The following is a 17,295-nucleotide window of genomic DNA, read 5'->3' as shown; positions in this document are numbered from 1 at the left end:
GAACACGCGACGGCACGGAGGCAGCGATGACGCGGACGGTCTATGTGAATGGCGATTATCTCCCCGAGGATCAGGCCACGGTGTCTGTCTTTGACCGGGGGTTCCTGATGGCCGACGGCGTCTATGAGGTGGTCAGCGTCCTGGGCGGCAAGCTGATCGACTTCGACGGGCACATGGTGCGGCTGAAGCGGTCGCTGTCGGAACTGGCCATCACCAACCCGCTGTCGGATGATGACTATCTGGCCGCGCATCGCGAGCTGGTGGCGCGGAACGACATCACCGACGGGCTGGTCTACCTGCAGGTCACCCGCGGCAATCCCGGCGACCGCGACTTTGCCTATCCGCCCGCGGACACGGTGCCCACGGTGGTGATGTTCACCCAGGCGAAGCCTGGCCTGGCCGATGCCCCGGCAGCCAGGACCGGCTGGAAGATCGTCAGCGTCGAGGATCTGCGCTGGGGCCGGCGCGACATCAAGACGGTGCAGCTGCTCTACCCGTCGATGGCCAAGATGGAGGCCAAGGCGCGCGGCGCGGACGATGCCTGGATGGTCCAGGACGGCGCGGTGACCGAGGGCACGTCGAACAACGCCTATATCGTCAAGGGCAACACGATCATCACGCGCCAGCTGTCCCACGACATCCTGCACGGCATCACCCGCGCGGCGGTGCTGCGCTTTGCCCGCGAGGCGCAGATGCAGGTCGAGGAACGCGCGTTCACCATCGCCGAGGCCCAAGCGGCGGACGAGGCCTTCGTCACCTCCGCCTCGGCCTTCGTGATGCCGGTGATCTCGATCGACGGCACCCCGGTCGGCGCGGGCGAGGTCGGCCCCGTGGCGCGCCGCCTGCGCGAGATCTATCTGGAGGAAAGCCTCAAGACCGGCACCTGATTGCGTCCCGCCACGGCGGGGGGGCAAGCCCCCCCGCACCCCCCCCGGCGCGCCAGGGGCTGCGACACCAAGCCCTGCCGCCGCTTCTTCTTCATCCAAATATCCCGGGGGAATCGCCGCAAGGCGATGGGGGGCTGGCCCCCCTGCCACCCATGCGCAGGCTTACAGCCCGCTCTGGTCCAGCACCTGAGCGATCACCGGCGCCAGCCGATCCGCCCACAGCTGCTGCCCCTCCGCCGTGGCGATCAGATCGTTCCGGACCTCGATCAGCATGTTCGGGCGCCCGTGCCGCAGCGCGTGGCGGTCGATGCTGTCGCCCTCCAGATGCCCGTCATAGGGCTGGTTCTCTCCGGTGATCCAGCCCGCCTCGCGGCAGGCGGCGACCATCGCCGGGCCCAACCGCGCATCGGCATGCGAATACAGCACCCCCACCTGCCAAGGGCGCGGCGGCCGCCCGCGCAGCTGCGGGGTAAAGCTGTGGATCGCGCAGATGCAGCGCGCCGCGTGCCGTGCCGCCAGCGCCTCCAGCGCCGCGTGATAAGGACGGTGCAGCCGGTCCAGCCGACGCACCCGCTCGGCCGCGTCGGCATCACGGTTGGTCGGGATCACCGTCCCGTCGTAAAGCCGCATCAGCAGGGTCGGATCATCCTCGCCCCGGTTCGGGTCGATCACCAGCCGCGAGAAATCCGACAGGATCGCGGGCGCATCCAGCCGCTCGGCCAGCCGCTCGGTCAGGCCGGCGGCGCCCACGTCATAGGCGATGTGGCGCGCCATGTCGTCGGGCGCGATCCCCAGAGAGCCGCCGCCCACCCAATCGGGCACACGGTTCGTCGCGTGATCGCAGGTGATCAGCCAGCGCGAGGGGCGATCCTCGCCCAGGATGCGAAAGGGGCGCTCGGTCATCGTCTGTTCATCTGTCATGGTGCAGGATGTCTACGACGGATGGGGGGCAGACGCCAGTTGCCCCACCACCGCAATTGCGGCATAGATAGCGCTAAACCTGAGACAAGGGCGGGATGATGAGACGACATCGCAACGTGAAGATCGTGGCAACCCTGGGACCGGCATCATCGTCGAAAGAGATGATCCGCGCCCTGTTCGAGGCGGGGGCCGACGTGTTCCGCCTGAACATGAGCCACGGGAGCCACGACGACCACCGCGCCCGCCACGACACCATCCGCGAGATCGAGGCCGAGACCGGCCGCCCCATCGCCATCCTGGCCGACCTGCAGGGACCGAAACTGCGCGTCGGCCCCTTTGCGAACGGCCCGCATGATCTGTCCGTGGGCGACCGCTTCCGCTTTGACCTCTCGCCCGAGCCGGGGGACGCGACCCGCGTCTCTCTGCCGCACCCCGAGATCTTCGCCGCCCTGATCGAGGGGTCCGAGCTGCTGGTCAATGACGGCAAGATCCGCCTGACGGTCGAGACCTGCGGCGCCGATTTCGCCGATTGCGTGGTCACCGTCGCGGGCGCCATCAGCGACCGCAAGGGCGTGAACGTCCCCGACGTGGTGCTGCCGCTGGCCGCGCTGTCGGACAAGGACCGCGCCGATCTGGAATTCGCCTGCGAGCTGGGCGTGGACTGGCTGGCGCTGTCCTTCGTGCAGCGCGCCGAGGATGTCGAGGAGGCCAAGACCCTGGCCCGCGGCCGCGCCGCCGTGCTGTCCAAGATCGAGAAACCCGCCGCCGTCCGCGCCTTTGACGAGATCCTCAAGGCCTCCGACGGGATCATGGTCGCGCGCGGCGATCTGGGCGTGGAGCTGCCCGTCCATTCCGTGCCGCCGATCCAGAAGCGCCTGGTGCGCCTGTGCCGCAGCGCCGCCAAGCCGGTGATCGTCGCGACCCAGATGCTGGAGAGCATGATCGACAGCCCGATGCCCACCCGCGCCGAGGTCAGCGACGTCGCCAACGCCATCTATGAGGGCGCCGACGCCGTCATGCTGTCGGCCGAAAGCGCCGCCGGCAGCTTCCCGGTCGAGGCCGTGCGCACGATGGACAACGTCGCCCGTTCCGTCGAGGCGGACCCCAACTATCGCTCGATCATCGAGGCGGCGCGCAAGGCCAGCCTGTCGTCGGTCCCCGACGCCATCGTGACCGCCGCGCGCGAGATCGCCGAGACGACCGATGTCGCGGCCATCTGCGCCTTCACCCAATCGGGCAAGACGGTCAGCCTGGTCGCCCGCGAACGCCCCCGCGTGCCGATCCTGGCGATGAGCCCCATCGTCGAGGTCACCCGCCGCATGGTGCTGACCTGGGGGACGCATTGCGTCATCACCCCGCGCCTGTCCCGCTTCAAGGAGGCGGTGGTCAATGCCACCCGCGCCGCCCGCGATTCCGGGCTGGCGGACGAATCGCGTCAGGTCGTGGTGATGGCGGGCGTGCCCTTCAACGTGCCGGGCACCACCAACATCCTGCGCATCGCGCCCTGCGATGACCGCTTGATTTTCGCCACCGACCCGGAATAACCCGGAGGACGAACAACCAACGGGGTGGCCATGTCCGATCTTCTACTGCTGGCAGGGGTTGCCCTGTGTGTGCTGTCCGTCATCCTGGCGGTGGTCCAGCTGCTGCAGACGCAGCCGCCACGCGCGGCTGCGCTGGCCCTGATCGCCGGGATCTTCCTGCTGTTCGTGGGCGCCTGGACCAACCCGCAGCCGTTCGGCCCGGACACCATCCCGCAGGCCATGCGCGCGGTCACCGGCGGCACCGTCACGCCCTGACGCAATCGGCCATCAGGCCTTGCCAATCCGGGCGCGCCCGCCTATACGGCGCGCCTGACTGACCCGTGCGGCCGGCCGACATGGCATTGCCGAGCCGCGCGTTCACTCTGACGAAGGAGATGAAAATGCCGAAGATGAAGACAAAATCCGCTGCCAAGAAGCGGTTCTCGTTCACGGCCTCGGGCAAGGTGAAAGCCGGCCAGGCCGGCAAGCGCCACGGCATGATCAAGCGCACGACGAAGTTCATTCGCGACGCGCGCGGCACCACCGTCCTGTGCGACGCGGATGCCAAGATCGTCAAGAAATACATGCCCTACAACCGCTGATCCGAGGACTGAAACATGGCACGAGTTAAATCCGGCAAGGTCACCCACGCCCGCCACAAGAAAGTCCTTGAGCAAGCCAAGGGCTATTACGGCGCGCGGTCGCGCAACTTCCGCACCGCCACCCAGGCTGTCGACAAGGCGAACCAGTACGCCACCCGCGACCGCAAGAACCGCAAGCGCAACTTCCGCGCCCTGTGGATCCAGCGCATCAACGCGGCTGTCCGCGCGGTGGATACCGAGATGACCTATTCGCGGTTCATCAACCTGCTGGCGAAGGCCGGGATCGAGGTCGACCGCAAGGTCCTGGCCGATCTGGCCGTCAACGAGCCCGACGCCTTCGGTGCGATCGTGGCCCAGGCCAAAGCTGCCGCCTGATCCAGGGCGCAGCGCAGGCGACATGGCCCGTCCCACCCGGGGGCGGGCCTTTCTCATGGGCCGGGAACCCGGCGGGCGGTTCGGCGTTGATGCTGCAAGACAGACAACAGCACAAAGGAACGTCCCATGGGTGAGATGACCGACAAGGCGAAAGCCGCAGGCAACAAACTGGCCGGCAGCATCAAGGATGGCGTCGGCGACCTGACCGGCAACGAGCGCCTGCAGGCCGAAGGCAAGGCCCAGAAGGCCAAGGGCGCGGCTCAGGACGTGTCCGGCACCGTCAAGGGCAAGCTGGGCAACGACATCTGATCGACCCCTTGCGCACGACCCGAAAGCCCCGCCCCGGCGGGGCTTTTGCCGTTTTGTGGGCCAGCGTGTTGACCCGGCGACCCCATTGCGGTGATCCTTGGACAGCGTGGCGGCGGCGGCCGGACCGCGCCTTGGGGAAGGGGCCTCGCATGACACCCAGGATCTCTGTCGTGACGCTTGGCGTCCGCGATCTGGACCGGGCGCTGGCCTTCTATCGCGACGGGCTGGGGCTGCCGACGCAGGGCATCGTCGGGCAGGAATTCCCGCATGGTGCGGTCGCGTTCTTCGGCCTGTCGGGCGGCCTGACGCTGGCGCTCTGGGCGCAGGCGGACATCGCCCATGATACCGGGTTGCCGGTGGGGCCGGTCAGCCCCACCGCGCTGACCCTGGGGCATAACGTGACGCAGCGCGACGAGGTCGCCCGCATCCTGGACATGGCGGCGCACGCTGGCGCCCGGATCGTCAAGCCCGCGCAGGACACGTTCTGGGGCGGTCATGCGGGCTATTTCCAGGACCCCGACGGGCATCTGTGGGAGGTCGTCTGGAACCCCGACATGCTGCCGCCCCCCGATGACGCCGACCCCTGAAGCCCTCTGGCCGGCGCCGCGACCCGCGACACTGACGCATCCCCAGGGCGGTTGACCCGGGCGCCCCCGACCCCCAGCTTGAGGGGAACGCACCCGACCAGAGGCCGCCGCCATGCTCGACCTGCCCCAAGCCGATCCCGCCAAGGTGCCGCTGGCCACGGTGCCCCTGGGCCTGTGGGGCACCGCGATGACCGCGCGCCGCAACGTGCTGGAGCTGATCCCCGCCATCGCCACCCGGCAGCCGATGGTCTCGGGCAAGACCGGGGTGCGCTGGCACATGGTCATGGACCCCACCGCCCTGCGCCGCATCCTCAAGGAAAAGGTCGATGACTATCCCAAATCGGTCACGACCAAGCTGATCCTGAACCCCGCCATCGGCGACAGCCTGTTCGTGGCCGAGGGCGCGCATTGGCGCTGGCAGCGCCGCGCCGCCGCCCCCGCCTTTGCGCAGCGCCATGTCGAGGCCTTGGGCCCCGTGATGACCGCCGCCGCCGAGGCCTCCTGCCGCCGCCTGTCAGAGGCGCGCGGTCCGGTGGACCTGTTCCAGGAGACCGTGGCCGCGACCTTCGAGGTGATCTCGGACGTGACCTTTTCGGGCGACGGGATGTTCGACCGCGACGCGGTGCATGGCTCGATCGACGCCTATATCGCGCAGACGGCAAAGCTGTCGCTGATGGATGTGCTGGGTCTGCCCGCCTGGCTGCCGCGTCCGGGGCGGCTGTTTTCCGGGCCGGGGCTGAAAAAGATGAAGGGCATCGCCGATCAGGCCATCGCGCGCCGCGCCGCCGCCGCCGCCAAGGACGGCCCGCCCGACCTGCTGGACCTGCTGCTGGTGGCCCAGGACCCCGAGACCGGCCGCACCATGACCCGCGACGAGCTGCGCGACAACCTGCTGACCTTCATCGTGGCGGGCCACGAGACGACCGCCCTGACCCTGGCCTGGGCGCTGTATCTGATGGCCTTCGCCCCCGCCGTGCAACAGGCCGCCGCCGACGAGGCCCGCGCCGCCTTGGGCGACCGCGCCGCCACCGCCGCCGATCTGGGCGCGCTGCCCCTGACCATGCGCATCGTCAACGAGACGCTGCGCCTCTATCCGCCCGCGGCCTTCCTGTCGCGGACGGCCCAGGTCGCCGACACGCTGTGCGGGCGCGAAATCCGGCCCGGTGACACGGTGATGATGCCGGTCTATGCCCTGCATCGCCATCATCAGCTGTGGGATCGGCCCGACGCCTTCGATCCCGACCGCTTTCTGACCGCGCCCGACCGCTATGCCTTCCTGCCCTTCGGGGCGGGGCCGCGCATCTGCATCGGCGCCAGCTTTGCCCTGCAGGAGGCGGTGATCATCCTGGCCACCCTGCTGGCGCGGTTCCGCTTTCAGCGCGTCCCGGGCAAGGAACCGCAGCCGCGCATGATCCTGACGCTGCGCCCCGAAGGCGGCGTCTGGCTGACGGTGACGCCCCGCGACTAAGCGGTTGCCACCCCTCACATGGCTGTTACAGACTGCGCCAAACGCACAGCAGGAACCGCCATGATCGCCATCATCGACTTTCTCAACACCATCTTCTGGGGCTATGTGCTGGTCTATGGCCTGCTGGCCGTGGGCATCTACTTCACCGCGCGCCTCGGCCTGCTGCAATTCGTGCATTTCCGCGAGATGTGGCGCTGCGTGCGCGGGTCGGGGGAGACCGACCGTGACGGCATCTCTCCGTTCCAGGCGCTGTCGGTGTCGCTGGCCAGCCGCGTGGGCACCGGCAATATCGCGGGCGTCGCGGTGGCGCTGACCTTGGGGGGGCCGGGCGCGATCTTCTGGATGTGGATGGTGGCGCTGGTCGGCATGGCCACGGCCTATGCGGAATCGACGCTGGCGCAGCTGTACAAGGTGCATGGCGCCGACGGCATGTATCGCGGCGGTCCGGCCTATTACATCTCGCGCGGGCTGGGGCTGCCCTGGCTGGCGGGGATCTTTGCCGTGGCGCTGATCATCGCCTTCGGTCTGGTGTTCAACGCCGTGCAGGCCAATTCCATCGCTCAGGCGGTCGAGGGCGCCTTTGGCATCAATGCGGGCCTGGTCGGCGGCGTCGTGGCGCTGCTGGCGGGGGTGGTGATCTTTGGCGGCATCCCCCAGATCGCGCGGGTGGCGCAGCTGGTCGTGCCCTTCATGGCGGGCATCTACCTGCTGGTCGCCGCCGTCGTGCTGGTCATGGACTTCTCCGAGGTGCCGGGCATCCTGGCGGGCATCATCCGCTCCGCCTTCGGCCTGCAAGAGGCCGTCGGCGGCGTCGCGGGCGGCGTCATGGCCGCGATGATGAACGGCATCCGCCGCGGCCTGTTCTCGAACGAGGCCGGCATGGGCTCGGCCCCCAACATCGCCGCGGTGGCCATCCCGAACCCGCATCACCCCGCATCGCAGGGCTTCGTGCAGGCCCTGGGCGTCTTCATCGACACCATCCTGGTCTGCACCGCGACCGCCGTGATGATCCTTCTGGCCGATGTCATCCCCTCGGACGAGCTGACCGGCGTCAACCTGACCCAGGCCGCCCTGTCGGACCATTACGGACCTTTCGGGCATATCTTCATCGCGGTGGCGATCTTCTTCTTCGCCTTCACCTCGATCATCGGCAACTACTCCTATGCCGAAAACTCGCTGGTCTTTCTGGGTGCGGGCAAGCCGGGGATCATGATCCTGCGCGTCGCCGCGATGGGCATGGTCATCTGGGGCTCGCTGCAGGCGGTCGCCACGGTGTTCGACTTTGCCGATGCCAGCATGGGGCTGATGGCCACCATCAACCTGATCGCCATCGTCGCGCTGTCGGGCACGGTGGCCCATGTCACCCGCGACTATCTGCGCCAGCGCAAGCTGGGGCAGGAGCCCCAGTTCCACATCAAGGACCATCCCGGCATCGCGCCCGGCGTGAAACCCGACATCTGGAACTGACCCGCACGCCGGACGGGCAGGGGCGCGCGGTCTTTACCCCGCGCGCCCGGCCATGCTAACGCGGGGCCAACCAGGAAAGGCCCCGTGATGAGCGATGCGATGGACGATCTGACCCCCCTGCGCCAGCAATGGCTTGACCGTATCAACGCCGCCTCGGACCCGCAGGCCATCGAGGAGGTGCGTCTGGCCGCCCTGGGCAAAAAGGGCGATCTGTCGCTGCGCATGCGCGAACTGGGCCGCATGTCGCCCGAGGAACGCCAGACCACCGGCAAGGCCCTGAACCAGATCCGCGACGAGATCGACGCGGCGCTGCGCGCCCGCAAGCTGTCGCTGGAGGATGCGGCGCTGGACGCGCGCCTCAAGGACGAATGGCTGGACGTGACCCTGCCGGGCCGGCCCCGCCGCCAGGGCACGATCCACCCGATCAGCCAGGTCACCGATGAGGTCACCGCGATCTTTGCCGATATGGGCTTTGCCGTCGCCGAAGGCCCGCAGGTCGAATCCGACTGGTACAATTTCGACGCGCTGAACATCGCCCCCGAACATCCCGCCCGGCAGGAACACGACACCTTCTTCATGCACCGCGCGCCCGGCGATGACCGCCCGCCGCATGTGCTGCGCACCCATACCAGCCCCGTCCAGATCCGCGCCATGCAGGATCAGGGCGCGCCCATCCGCGTCATCGCGCCGGGCCGCGTCTATCGCATGGACATGGACCAGACCCACACGCCGATGTTCCACCAGATCGAGGGCCTGGCCATCGACCGCGACATCTCGATGGCGCATCTGAAATGGACGCTGGAGGAATTCTGCCGCGCCTTCTTCGAGGTCCCCTCGGTGGAGCTGCGGTTCCGCGCGTCGCATTTCCCCTTCACCGAACCCTCGGCCGAGGTCGACATCCGCTGCTCGTGGGAGGGCGGCCAGCTCAAGATCGGCGAGGGCAACTCCTGGCTGGAAATCCTGGGTTCCGGCATGGTCCACCCTCACGTCCTGCGCTCGGGCGGGATCGACCCCGACCAATGGCAGGGCTTTGCCTTCGGCATGGGCATCGACCGCCTCGCGATGCTGAAATACGGCATTCCCGACCTGCGCGCCTTCTTCGAGAGCGACCTCCGCTGGCTCCGCCACTACGGCTTCGCGGCAGGCGATGTGCCCAGCATCGCGGGTGGCCTCAGCCGCTGACGTCCGCAGGCCGGGGGTGCGCGGCGGCTAGCAATCCACGACCCCGTTGCGCACATGGCTTTCCCAGTCCGGGCCCAGCACCTGTCGGGCGTCCAGGCCTTGGCTATAGCCCGGATCGGACTTGGTCAGCACGGTAACGGTCAGGGTCGTATCGTTGCTGCCGGTCGTGGTCGAGTATCCGATATCGAACGGATTCCGGGCCACCGGATGCGCGAGGCCGTCCGCGCCCAGCACGAAGCCCCGCGACACCGGCGCGTGGTATTGCGTGCGGATGCTGTTGTCGTGGCCAACGCTTTGGATCACATAGCGGTCCTGCCCCCGGCGGAGGGTCTCGACCGCCGCCATTCGGCTGGCGACCCGCATCACGCCCTGCGTGCCGCAGAACTCGTCGCCGCTGGTGGTCAACAGAAAGCTGTTGGCGCTGAGCGGGGTCACCGTCGTCTCGGCGCATCCGGCCAGTCCCGTCAGGACTATCAGAAAAAAGGCGAATTGTTTCACACGAATACTCCCTGCAGTTGCAGGGCGCAGCCTAGCCTCTCATGCAATCATATCAAGCGCGGATGTCTGTCGTGCGAGGCGGCCCCTCAGCGCAACCGCCGCCGGATATCCTCTCGATCGCCCCGGATCATCCCCGGAATGAGGAACAGGTCGATCACGCACCAGATCGCGACAAAGGCGACCGCTGGCCAGCCGATCAGGATCGGCGTCAGCAGCCAGCCCACCGCCCAGACCGACAGCATGAACAGCCCGCTGATCCAGCGTCCCAGATACATGCGGTGCACGCCGAACCCCCACAGGAAGATCAGCAGCAGATAGGCGATCAACGGCGATTTCGCTTCATTGGCGACCCGTTGCTCGATCAGCAATTCGCGCTGCGTGTCCATCTGTCCGGCTCTCCTGTCTTGTCCGCACGCCACCGGGCGCGCGCCATCAAGATAGGAACCCGCAACCGCCAGACAAGATCCCGCCCACGGGCGATCCCCCCAAATGCAACACCACCGTGCGCAAGCGGTGTACAGCCTGTGCACATCCGGTGCTGCGCCTGTGCACCTCCGGTGCGCCTTGATCCCCAGCAAAACAAGGGCCCCCGGCGCATCCCGCGCCAGAGGCCCCGCAACGGCACCGCCCGCGCAACACCCGCGCGGGCGCAACGCCCTTATTCCACCCGTTCGAACCGCTCAAAGACCAGCCCCACGGGCCGGATCGGCGCGCCCGCCTGGTCGGGCCGGTTCACGTCGGTCAGCGCCAGGCGATAGCGCCCGGCCTCCAGCACGACCGGCCCGATCCGCGCATCGGTATTGCCGCCCGAATCGTCATCCTGCGCCACCACCGCGCCCGAGCGGTCGAACAGCGCCAGCTTGCTGTCCACGCCGACCAGCCCGCCATAGGCGCTGACCACCAGCGCCGTCTCGCGCTCCAGCGTAAAGGTCAGCCATTGCGCGCTGCCGTCCTGCAGGACGACGGTTTCGGGCGTGGTGGCCAGGTCGATGGTCTGCATCGCGTAATCCCCGTCCAGGGGCGGCGGCAGCTCTCCGCGCCGCCAGGCGCTGCGCAGGAAGGCGTCTCGGTCCAGCGCTTCGGCGCTGACGGTGATCACGCCCTCACCGGCCGACAGGGGCGCGACGCCCAGGCAATACTGGCCTGCGGCCAGCCCGTTCGGGAAATCCAGCCGCGAATTCAGCCCGTCGGCATCGTCATTGGCGGCGATTTCCGTGCCCGCGCCATCGAACAGGATCATGGTGGGGTCCAGCCCCTCGCTGACCGCCCGCAGGGTCAGGGACGCGTTGCTTTCCAAGGAAAATCTGAAATAGCGCACCGTGCCGTCGCTGTCGGTCCGCAAGGGCAGGGCGGCCTCCAGCGGCCCCTCGGCCCAGTCATCGGCGGGGGTGTCGGGGGTGCAGGCGGCGATGGTCGTGTCGACCGGATCGGCCAGCAGGGCGGGCATCTCGGGGCGGGTCAGCTGCACCGTGGCGGTCATGTCGGCATTGCCGATGGCGCGCAGCTGGACGCAGTAATCGCCCGGCCCGACCGACTGCTCGATCCGCGAATTGAGGCCGATCGCGTCGTCGTTTTCGGCCAGCAGATCGCCCTCCGGGGTCTCCAGACGCAGGGCCGGGTCGCCGTCGGATTGCGCCTCAAGGCGCAGCGCCTGCATCGCGCCCGTGACGCGGAACATCGCATAGGGGCTCGTGCTGGCCGTGGTGGTCATCTGCCGCATCAGGGGGGCGTCGGCGGTGGTCATGTCGCTGGTCTCGGCGCTGTCCCCCAGCCACAGGGCGGGCAGGCCCGAACAGATCGGCCCCTCGGTCGCGGGGGCGTCCTGGGCCTGCGCGGGCAGGGCGGCCAGCAGCGCCAGGGGCAGCGGGGCAAGACGGGACATGAGACTCATGATGACACCTTCTGTTGTGTTGGCCGGACAATCGCACCGCCCCGCGCACCCCGCAAGCGCGGTGAATCGCCTGCACAGCCGTGAAATCCGCCGATCCGGCTTGACCCCCGGCCCCTCGCGCGGTTCTAAGACGGCAAAGTCCCGCACACGACCCGGAAAGACGCGCCATGAAGTTCACCCTCTCCTGGCTCAAGGAGCATCTGGATACCACCGCCACCCTCGATCAGATCGCCGAGGCGCTGACCGACCTGGGCCTGGAGGTCGAGGAGATCGCCGACCCCGCGGCCAGGCTGGGCACCTTTACCTTGGCGCGGATCGAGGATGCCCAGCAGCATCCCGATGCCGACCGCCTGCGCGTCTGCCGGGTGATGACGGATGAGGGCGAAAAGCAGATCGTCTGCGGCGCGCCCAACGCACGCGCAGGGATCACGGTGGTGCTGGCCAAGCCCGGCGATTACGTCCCGGGCATCGACACGACCCTGGGCGTGGGCAAGATCCGCGGCGTCGAAAGCCACGGGATGATGGCCTCCGAACGAGAGCTGGAGCTGTCCGAGGAGCATGACGGCATCATCGAGCTGCCCTCCGGTGAGGTGGGTCAGCGCTTTGTCGACTGGCTGGCGCAGAACGCGCCCGACAAGATCGACCCGATGATCCATATCAAGATCACGCCCAACCGCCCCGACGCCCTGGGCGTCCACGGTATCGCCCGCGATCTGGCCGCGCGTGGTCTGGGCACGCTTAAGGCCGTGGCCGTGGACCCCGTGCCGGGGGCCTTCCCCTGCCCGGTGGGTGTGACCATCGACGCGGGCGTGGCCGCCAAGGCGCCGTTCTTCGCGGGCCGCGTGGTGCGGGGCGTGACGAACGGCCCGTCGCCCGCGTGGCTGCAGAAACGCCTGCGCGCCATCGGCCTGCGTCCGATCAACGCGCTGGTGGACATCACGAATTTCTTCACCTTCGACCTGAACCGCCCGCTGCATGTGTTCGACGCGGCCAAGGTCTCGGGCGACCTGACCCTGCGCGCCGCGCGCGCCGGAGAGGAGCTGGTGGCGCTGGACGACAAGACCTATGCCCTGCCCGAAGGCGCGGTCGTGATCTGCGACGATCACGGCCCGGAAAGCATCGCGGGCATCATGGGCGGCGCGGCCTCGGGCGCGTCCGAGGAGACCACCGATGTCTTCATCGAGGCCGCCTATTTCGACCCGATCACCACCGCCGCCACGGGCCGCGCGCTGAAGATCAACAGCGATGCGCGCTATCGCTTTGAACGCGGCATCGACCCGGCCTTCACCCTGCCGGGGCTGGAGCTGGCCACGCGCATGGTGATCGACCTCTGCGGCGGCGAGGCCTCCGAGGTGGTGACCGCCGGTGCGCTGCCCGACACGGCCCGCGCCTATCGCCTGGACCCGCAGCGCACCAGCCGCCTGGTCGGCATGGACATCCCCGAGGCCGATCAGCGCGCCACGCTGGAGGCCCTGGGGTTCCGGCTGGAGGGCGACATGGCCCATGTCCCGTCCTGGCGCCCCGATGTGCTGGGCGAGGCCGATCTGGTCGAGGAGATCGCCCGCATCGCCAGCCTGACCCGCCTGCAGGGCAAGCCCCTGCCGCGCGCGCAGGCGGGCGTGCCGCAGCCGGTACTGACGCCCCTGCAGGTCCGCGAAAAGACTGCGCGGCGTATGGCGGCGGCCTTGGGCTATAACGAATGCGTCACCTACAGCTTCATCGACCAGCCCTCGGCCGCGCTGTTCGGCGGCGGGTCGGACGCGGTGCGCGTGGAGAACCCGATCAGCAGCGAGATGTCGCATCTGCGCCCCGATCTGCTGCCCGGCCTGCTGCAGGCCGCGGCACGCAACCAGGCGCGCGGTTTCGCCGATCTGGCGCTGTTCGAGCTGGGCCCGGTCTTCGCGGGCGGAGAGCCGGGCGAACAGGCGGTCCGCATCAGCGGCCTGCTGGTCGGCCAGACCGCGCCGCGCGATCCCTTCGGCAGCCGCCGCAAGGTGGACCTCTACGACGCCAAGGCCGATGCCGAGGCGATCCTGCAGGCCATCGGTGCCCCCGCCCGCGCCCAGATCAACCGCAAGCTGGACGGCTGGTGGCATCCGGGCCGTGCGGGCAATATCGCGCTTGGCCCCAACGTGCTGGCGACGTTCGGAGAGATCCACCCCCGCGTGCTGCGTCAGATGGACGTCAAGGGCCCGGCCGTTGGATTCACCATCCAGCTGGCCGCGGTGCCCTTCCCCAAGGCCAAGACGCCCACGCGGCCCGCGCTGGAGCTGTCCGAGCTGCAGGCGGTGGACCGCGATTTCGCCTTTGTGGTGGATGCAGGGGTCGAGGCGCTGACGCTGGTCAACGCCGCAGCCGGTGCCGACAAGGCGCTGATCGCGTCCGTGTCGGTCTTTGACCAGTTCGAGGGTCTTGAGGGCGGCGCCAAGTCGCTGGCCATCACCGTGCGCCTGCAGCCGCAGGGCAAGACGCTGACCGATGCCGACATTGCCGAGGTCAGCCGCAAGATCGTCGACAAGGTGACCAAGGCCACCGGCGGCACCCTGCGCGCCTGAGGCGCCCGGACAGGTCGGGGGGCCGCGGCCTCCCGGCGCCCCCGCCCGCGGGCCTTTGGTCACCCGCCCCCGGGATCAGAAGATCAGCGACAGGATGCCGATGACGACCAGCAGGCCGATGATGAAGATGATTCCGACGACGCTGCCGAAGAATTTAAACATGGTGTTCTCCTGTCTGTGAGACAGCGGAACGGGCATAGGCCCATGAGGTTCCGTCCGCAGTGACTTCGCGGCGATTTTAGTCGGTTATGGGGGATTTTGGAGCGGGTGACGGGAATCGAACCCGTGTCTCTAGCTTGGAAGGCTAGGGTCTTACCATTACACAACACCCGCGCTGGGTCTGGATATAGGCCGGTCCGCCGGGAGGTTCAAGCACTGTCGCATTATCGGCGCGCGGCAAAGAACGCCTGCAGCAGGGCGCGCGATTGCGGGGCCGACAGGCCGTCATAGACCTCGGGGCGGTGATGGCACTGGGCGTGTCGGAACACCTGCGCGCCATGCGCGACGCCCCCCATGCGCGGGTCGGCCGCGCCGTAATACAGCCGCGCGATTCGCGCAGCCGAGATGGCCGCCGCGCACATCGGGCAGGGCTCCAGCGTGACCCACAGGTCGTGGCCGGGCAGGCGTTCGGAGCCCATCGCCGCGCAGGCGGCGCGGATGGCCAGGATCTCGGCATGGGCGGTGGGGTCGGCGCGTTCGCGGGTGCGGTTGCCCTCGGCCGCGACGACGCGGCCCTGGGGGTCGGTGATGACCGCGCCGACCGGCACCTCGCCGCGCAGGGCGGCGGCGCGGGCCTGGTCCAGCGCCAGGGGCATGTGGCTGATGAAGCGCGTCATGGCCCGCTTGTCGCAATCCGGGCGGCTTGGCGCAAGCGGGGGAAAGAAACGCTTTCCACAAGGCCCGCTTGGGCGTATGCACCCCTCTTTGCCCCGCAGAGATGCGAAGGAGACGCGCATGACCGACGACCAGATCCCCGACCGCAAGGCCCCCCAGACCGCGCCGCGCACCGAGGCCGACCGCATCGCCAAGGTGATGGCGCGCGCCGGTGTCGCCAGCCGCCGCGAGGCCGAGCGGATGATCATCGAGGGCCGCGTCAGCGTGAACGGCACCAAGATCGACAGCCCCGCGCTGGACGTCCTGCCCACCGACCGCATCACCGTCGACGGCAAGAAGCTGGACGAGCCGCAGGAGACGCGGCTGTGGCTGTATTACAAGCCCCTGGGCCTGATCACGTCGGAAAACGACGAGCTGGGCCGCCAGACGGTGTTCGACGCCCTGCCGCGCGACATGCCCCGCGTGATGACCATCGGCCGCCTTGACCTGAACTCCGAGGGTCTGCTGCTGCTGACCAATGACGGAGAGCTGAAGCGCCGGCTGGAGCTGCCCGCGACGGGCTGGCTGCGCCGGTACCGTGTGCGGGTGAATGGCACGCCGTCGGACATGACCTTCGACCCGCTGCGCCGCGGTGTGACGATCGAGGGTGAGGATTTCTCTCCCATGGAGATCAAGCTGGACAGCCAGCAGGGCGCGAATGCCTGGATCAGCGTCGGCATCCGCGAGGGCAAGAACCGCGAGATCCGCCGCGCGATGGCCCATGTCGGCCTGCAGGTGAACCGCCTGATCCGCATCGGCTATGGCCCGTTCAAGCTGACCGGCATGGACAAGAACCAGGTGACCGAGGTCAAGCGCAAGGTCCTGCGGGACCAGCTGGGCGGCCTGCTGACCGGAGAGGTCGAGGACAAGCCGCGCGAGATGCGCCCCCGCGGTGCCGCCGGGGAACGCGCCGCCCGCGTCGAGGGGCCCGATGCCGGCCCGCGCCGGTTCGGCGCCAAGCCGGGCTTTGCGGGCAAGCCTGCCGGGCGGGGCTTTGGTGACCGTCCGCGGGACGGCCAGGACGACCGCCCGGTCCGCAGCTGGGGCGCCAAGCCCGCCGGGGATCGTCCGCGCTTTGGCGACCGGGCCGGGGAGGGCGCGGGCTTTGGCGACCGACCGCGTCCGGCGGGCGACAAGCCGCGCTGGAAGAAATCCGGTCCCGGCGAGGGACCGGGCCGCAAGACCGGGGGCGACGATGCCCGCCCCGCCCGCTTTTCCGGCAAGCCGGGCGAGGCCCGCAAGCCGTTCGGCGGCCCGCGCGGCGACGCTGACGGCCCGAGAAAGCCGTTCGGTGGCGCCCGCCCCGAAGGCGACCGCAAGCCCTATGGCAAACCGCGCGCGGATGGGGATCGCAAGCCTTACGGCGCGCCGCGTGGCGAGGGTGCCGAGGGTCGCAAATCGTTCGGCGGCCCGCGCCCCGAGGGCGACCGTAAGCCCTATGGCAAGCGCCCGGACGGGGATCGCAAGCCTTACGGCGCACCGCGTGGCGAAGGTGCCGAAGGTCGCAAACCGTTCGGAGGCCCGCGTGGCGACGCTGACGGCCCGAGAAAGCCATTCGGCGGTGCCCGCCCCGAGGGCGACCGCAAGTCCTATGGCAAGCCGCGCGCGGACGGGGACCGCAAGCCCTATGGCGCGCCGCGTGGCGAGGGTGCCGAGGGTCGCAAACCGTTCGGCGGCCCGCGCGGCGATGCTGGCGGTGCGAAGAAGCCGTTCGGCGGCCCGCGCCCCGATGGCGATCGCAAACCGTTTGGCAAGCCGCGCGCAGATGGCGACCGCAAGCCGTCGGGTGCGGGCGGCTTCAAGGGCAAGCCCAAGCCCGCAGGCGGCCGTCCGACCGGCAAGCCGCGCGGCTGAGCGTTGCGCAATCAGGAAAGGGCCGCCCCTCAAGGGGCGGCCCTTTTAGCATGGTGCCGCAGGCGGTCGGTTATTTCGTCAGGATCAGCTTGCCCGCGCGGGTGATGCGCAGCTGATAGACCTGTTCGTCCAGCACGATCAGGGCCTGATTGCCGCCCTGGGTCAGCTGGGTGGCGTCATGCTGGGGCATCCGGGCCAGGATGGAGGTGCCGGGACGGGTGAAATCGGCGGGGCGCGTGGCGGTCATGGTCAACCTCATGGGGTGGCACTGTTGATGCCTCAAAGCTGACAAATTCATTTGGG

Annotated in this window: 19 protein-coding genes and 1 tRNA gene; 12 read left to right on the top strand and 8 right to left on the bottom strand. The window is 68.9% G+C overall.

Annotated features, from left to right (window positions below):
* Nucleotides 1-26 precede the first annotated feature (26 nt).
* Nucleotides 27-887: a D-amino-acid transaminase gene (locus FA740_RS14295; protein ID WP_136857449.1), complete on the top strand. Its 861-nt coding sequence runs from the start codon at nt 27-29 to the stop codon at nt 885-887.
* 162 nt (nt 888-1,049) lie between these two features.
* Here FA740_RS14295 and FA740_RS14290 read toward each other — a convergent pair whose 3' ends face one another.
* Nucleotides 1,050-1,790, bottom strand: coding sequence for an N-formylglutamate amidohydrolase (locus FA740_RS14290; protein ID WP_136857448.1), 741 nt, complete (start codon nt 1,788-1,790; stop codon nt 1,050-1,052).
* A 116-nt stretch (nt 1,791-1,906) separates the two neighbouring features.
* On the opposite strand from FA740_RS14290, the gene pyk reads away from it, so the two are divergent.
* From pyk to pheS, 9 genes are all read left to right on the top strand, one after another.
* Nucleotides 1,907-3,352 carry a pyruvate kinase gene (pyk, locus tag FA740_RS14285; RefSeq protein WP_136857447.1) on the top strand — a complete coding sequence of 482 codons (1,446 nt, stop codon included), beginning with the start codon at nt 1,907-1,909 and terminating at the stop codon, nt 3,350-3,352.
* A gap of 30 nt (nt 3,353-3,382) precedes the next feature.
* A complete protein-coding gene (locus FA740_RS14280) occupies nt 3,383-3,607 on the top strand; it encodes a hypothetical protein (RefSeq protein ID WP_136857446.1) in 225 nt (74 codons plus the stop codon).
* 125 nt (nt 3,608-3,732) lie between these two features.
* Entirely contained in the window at nt 3,733-3,933 is a 201-nt protein-coding gene (rpmI, locus tag FA740_RS14275; RefSeq protein WP_136857472.1) for a 50S ribosomal protein L35, read from the top strand.
* A gap of 15 nt (nt 3,934-3,948) precedes the next feature.
* Entirely contained in the window at nt 3,949-4,308 is a 360-nt protein-coding gene (gene rplT, locus FA740_RS14270; RefSeq protein WP_136857445.1) for a 50S ribosomal protein L20, read from the top strand.
* A 135-nt stretch (nt 4,309-4,443) separates the two neighbouring features.
* On the top strand, nt 4,444-4,617 hold the full coding sequence (locus FA740_RS14265; protein WP_246053647.1) for a CsbD family protein: 174 nt from the start codon (nt 4,444-4,446) through the stop codon (nt 4,615-4,617).
* 149 nt (nt 4,618-4,766) lie between these two features.
* Nucleotides 4,767-5,204, top strand: coding sequence for a VOC family protein (locus FA740_RS14260; RefSeq protein ID WP_136857443.1), 438 nt, complete (start codon nt 4,767-4,769; stop codon nt 5,202-5,204).
* Between the two features lie 112 nt (nt 5,205-5,316).
* Nucleotides 5,317-6,672, top strand: a complete 1,356-nt coding sequence (locus tag FA740_RS14255) for a cytochrome P450 (RefSeq protein ID WP_136857442.1) — start codon at nt 5,317-5,319, stop codon at nt 6,670-6,672.
* Between the two features lie 60 nt (nt 6,673-6,732).
* A complete protein-coding gene (locus tag FA740_RS14250; RefSeq protein ID WP_136857441.1) occupies nt 6,733-8,139 on the top strand; it encodes an alanine/glycine:cation symporter family protein in 1,407 nt (468 codons plus the stop codon).
* 99 nt (nt 8,140-8,238) lie between these two features.
* Entirely contained in the window at nt 8,239-9,321 is a 1,083-nt protein-coding gene (gene pheS, locus FA740_RS14245) for a phenylalanine--tRNA ligase subunit alpha (protein WP_136857471.1), read from the top strand.
* Nucleotides 9,322-9,348: 27 nt separating this feature from the next.
* Here the strand turns inward: pheS and FA740_RS14240 are convergent, their stop codons facing one another.
* From FA740_RS14240 to FA740_RS14230, 3 genes are all read right to left on the bottom strand, one after another.
* On the bottom strand, nt 9,349-9,819 hold the full coding sequence (locus FA740_RS14240) for a hypothetical protein (RefSeq protein ID WP_136857440.1): 471 nt from the start codon (nt 9,817-9,819) through the stop codon (nt 9,349-9,351).
* 86 nt (nt 9,820-9,905) lie between these two features.
* Nucleotides 9,906-10,205 carry a TM2 domain-containing protein gene (locus tag FA740_RS14235; protein WP_136857439.1) on the bottom strand — a complete coding sequence of 100 codons (300 nt, stop codon included), beginning with the start codon at nt 10,203-10,205 and terminating at the stop codon, nt 9,906-9,908.
* A gap of 272 nt (nt 10,206-10,477) precedes the next feature.
* Nucleotides 10,478-11,710 carry a DVUA0089 family protein gene (locus FA740_RS14230; protein ID WP_136857438.1) on the bottom strand — a complete coding sequence of 411 codons (1,233 nt, stop codon included), beginning with the start codon at nt 11,708-11,710 and terminating at the stop codon, nt 10,478-10,480.
* Between the two features lie 167 nt (nt 11,711-11,877).
* Here FA740_RS14230 and pheT point away from each other — a divergent pair, with 167 nt between their 5' ends.
* A complete protein-coding gene (gene pheT / locus FA740_RS14225; RefSeq protein ID WP_136857437.1) occupies nt 11,878-14,265 on the top strand; it encodes a phenylalanine--tRNA ligase subunit beta in 2,388 nt (795 codons plus the stop codon).
* 75 nt (nt 14,266-14,340) lie between these two features.
* Here pheT and FA740_RS20355 read toward each other — a convergent pair whose 3' ends face one another.
* The 3 genes from FA740_RS20355 to FA740_RS14215 all read right to left on the bottom strand — a co-directional run bounded on the left by FA740_RS20355 (nt 14,341) and on the right by FA740_RS14215 (nt 15,101).
* Nucleotides 14,341-14,463, bottom strand: a complete 123-nt coding sequence (locus tag FA740_RS20355) for a small membrane protein YohP (protein ID WP_277355208.1) — start codon at nt 14,461-14,463, stop codon at nt 14,341-14,343.
* Between the two features lie 61 nt (nt 14,464-14,524).
* Nucleotides 14,525-14,598: transfer RNA gene (locus tag FA740_RS14220), tRNA-Gly, on the bottom strand.
* 50 nt (nt 14,599-14,648) lie between these two features.
* The gene (locus FA740_RS14215) at nt 14,649-15,101 is read right to left on the bottom strand and encodes a nucleoside deaminase (protein ID WP_136857436.1); all 453 of its coding nucleotides are present in this window, start codon (nt 15,099-15,101) and stop codon (nt 14,649-14,651) included.
* Nucleotides 15,102-15,219: 118 nt separating this feature from the next.
* Here FA740_RS14215 and FA740_RS14210 point away from each other — a divergent pair, with 118 nt between their 5' ends.
* Complete coding sequence (locus tag FA740_RS14210) at nt 15,220-16,992, top strand: pseudouridine synthase (protein WP_136857435.1); 1,773 nt, start codon at nt 15,220-15,222, stop codon at nt 16,990-16,992.
* Nucleotides 16,993-17,062: 70 nt separating this feature from the next.
* On the opposite strand, the gene hemP is transcribed toward FA740_RS14210, so the two are convergent.
* On the bottom strand, nt 17,063-17,239 hold the full coding sequence (gene hemP, locus FA740_RS14205; RefSeq protein ID WP_135313729.1) for a hemin uptake protein HemP: 177 nt from the start codon (nt 17,237-17,239) through the stop codon (nt 17,063-17,065).
* Between the last annotated feature and the right edge of the window lie 56 nt (nt 17,240-17,295).

It is taken from the genome of Paracoccus hibiscisoli, from assembly GCF_005048265.1.
GTDB classification, from domain to species: domain Bacteria; phylum Pseudomonadota; class Alphaproteobacteria; order Rhodobacterales; family Rhodobacteraceae; genus Paracoccus; species Paracoccus hibiscisoli.
The sequence above is the reverse complement of the archived record's forward strand: the minus strand, read 5'-3'. Positions and strand labels throughout refer to the sequence as shown.

Bases quoted from the DNA above. Each gene is read 5' to 3' on its own strand.
- FA740_RS14295 (WP_136857449.1), top strand. From the start codon at position 27: ATGACGCGGACGGTCTATGTGAATGGCGATTATCTCCCCGAGGATCAG.
- FA740_RS14290 (WP_136857448.1), bottom strand. From the start codon at position 1,790: ATGACCGAGCGCCCCTTTCGCATCCTGGGCGAGGATCGCCCCTCGCGC.
- pyk (WP_136857447.1), top strand. From the start codon at position 1,907: ATGAGACGACATCGCAACGTGAAGATCGTGGCAACCCTGGGACCGGCA.
- FA740_RS14280 (WP_136857446.1), top strand. From the start codon at position 3,383: ATGTCCGATCTTCTACTGCTGGCAGGGGTTGCCCTGTGTGTGCTGTCC.
- rpmI (WP_136857472.1), top strand. From the start codon at position 3,733: ATGCCGAAGATGAAGACAAAATCCGCTGCCAAGAAGCGGTTCTCGTTC.
- rplT (WP_136857445.1), top strand. From the start codon at position 3,949: ATGGCACGAGTTAAATCCGGCAAGGTCACCCACGCCCGCCACAAGAAA.
- FA740_RS14265 (WP_246053647.1), top strand. From the start codon at position 4,444: ATGACCGACAAGGCGAAAGCCGCAGGCAACAAACTGGCCGGCAGCATC.
- FA740_RS14260 (WP_136857443.1), top strand. From the start codon at position 4,767: ATGACACCCAGGATCTCTGTCGTGACGCTTGGCGTCCGCGATCTGGAC.
- FA740_RS14255 (WP_136857442.1), top strand. From the start codon at position 5,317: ATGCTCGACCTGCCCCAAGCCGATCCCGCCAAGGTGCCGCTGGCCACG.
- FA740_RS14250 (WP_136857441.1), top strand. From the start codon at position 6,733: ATGATCGCCATCATCGACTTTCTCAACACCATCTTCTGGGGCTATGTG.
- pheS (WP_136857471.1), top strand. From the start codon at position 8,239: ATGGACGATCTGACCCCCCTGCGCCAGCAATGGCTTGACCGTATCAAC.
- FA740_RS14235 (WP_136857439.1), bottom strand. From the start codon at position 10,205: ATGGACACGCAGCGCGAATTGCTGATCGAGCAACGGGTCGCCAATGAA.
- FA740_RS14230 (WP_136857438.1), bottom strand. From the start codon at position 11,710: ATGAGTCTCATGTCCCGTCTTGCCCCGCTGCCCCTGGCGCTGCTGGCC.
- pheT (WP_136857437.1), top strand. From the start codon at position 11,878: ATGAAGTTCACCCTCTCCTGGCTCAAGGAGCATCTGGATACCACCGCC.
- FA740_RS20355 (WP_277355208.1), bottom strand. From the start codon at position 14,463: ATGCCCGTTCCGCTGTCTCACAGACAGGAGAACACCATGTTTAAATTC.
- FA740_RS14215 (WP_136857436.1), bottom strand. From the start codon at position 15,101: ATGACGCGCTTCATCAGCCACATGCCCCTGGCGCTGGACCAGGCCCGC.
- FA740_RS14210 (WP_136857435.1), top strand. From the start codon at position 15,220: ATGACCGACGACCAGATCCCCGACCGCAAGGCCCCCCAGACCGCGCCG.
- hemP (WP_135313729.1), bottom strand. From the start codon at position 17,239: ATGACCGCCACGCGCCCCGCCGATTTCACCCGTCCCGGCACCTCCATC.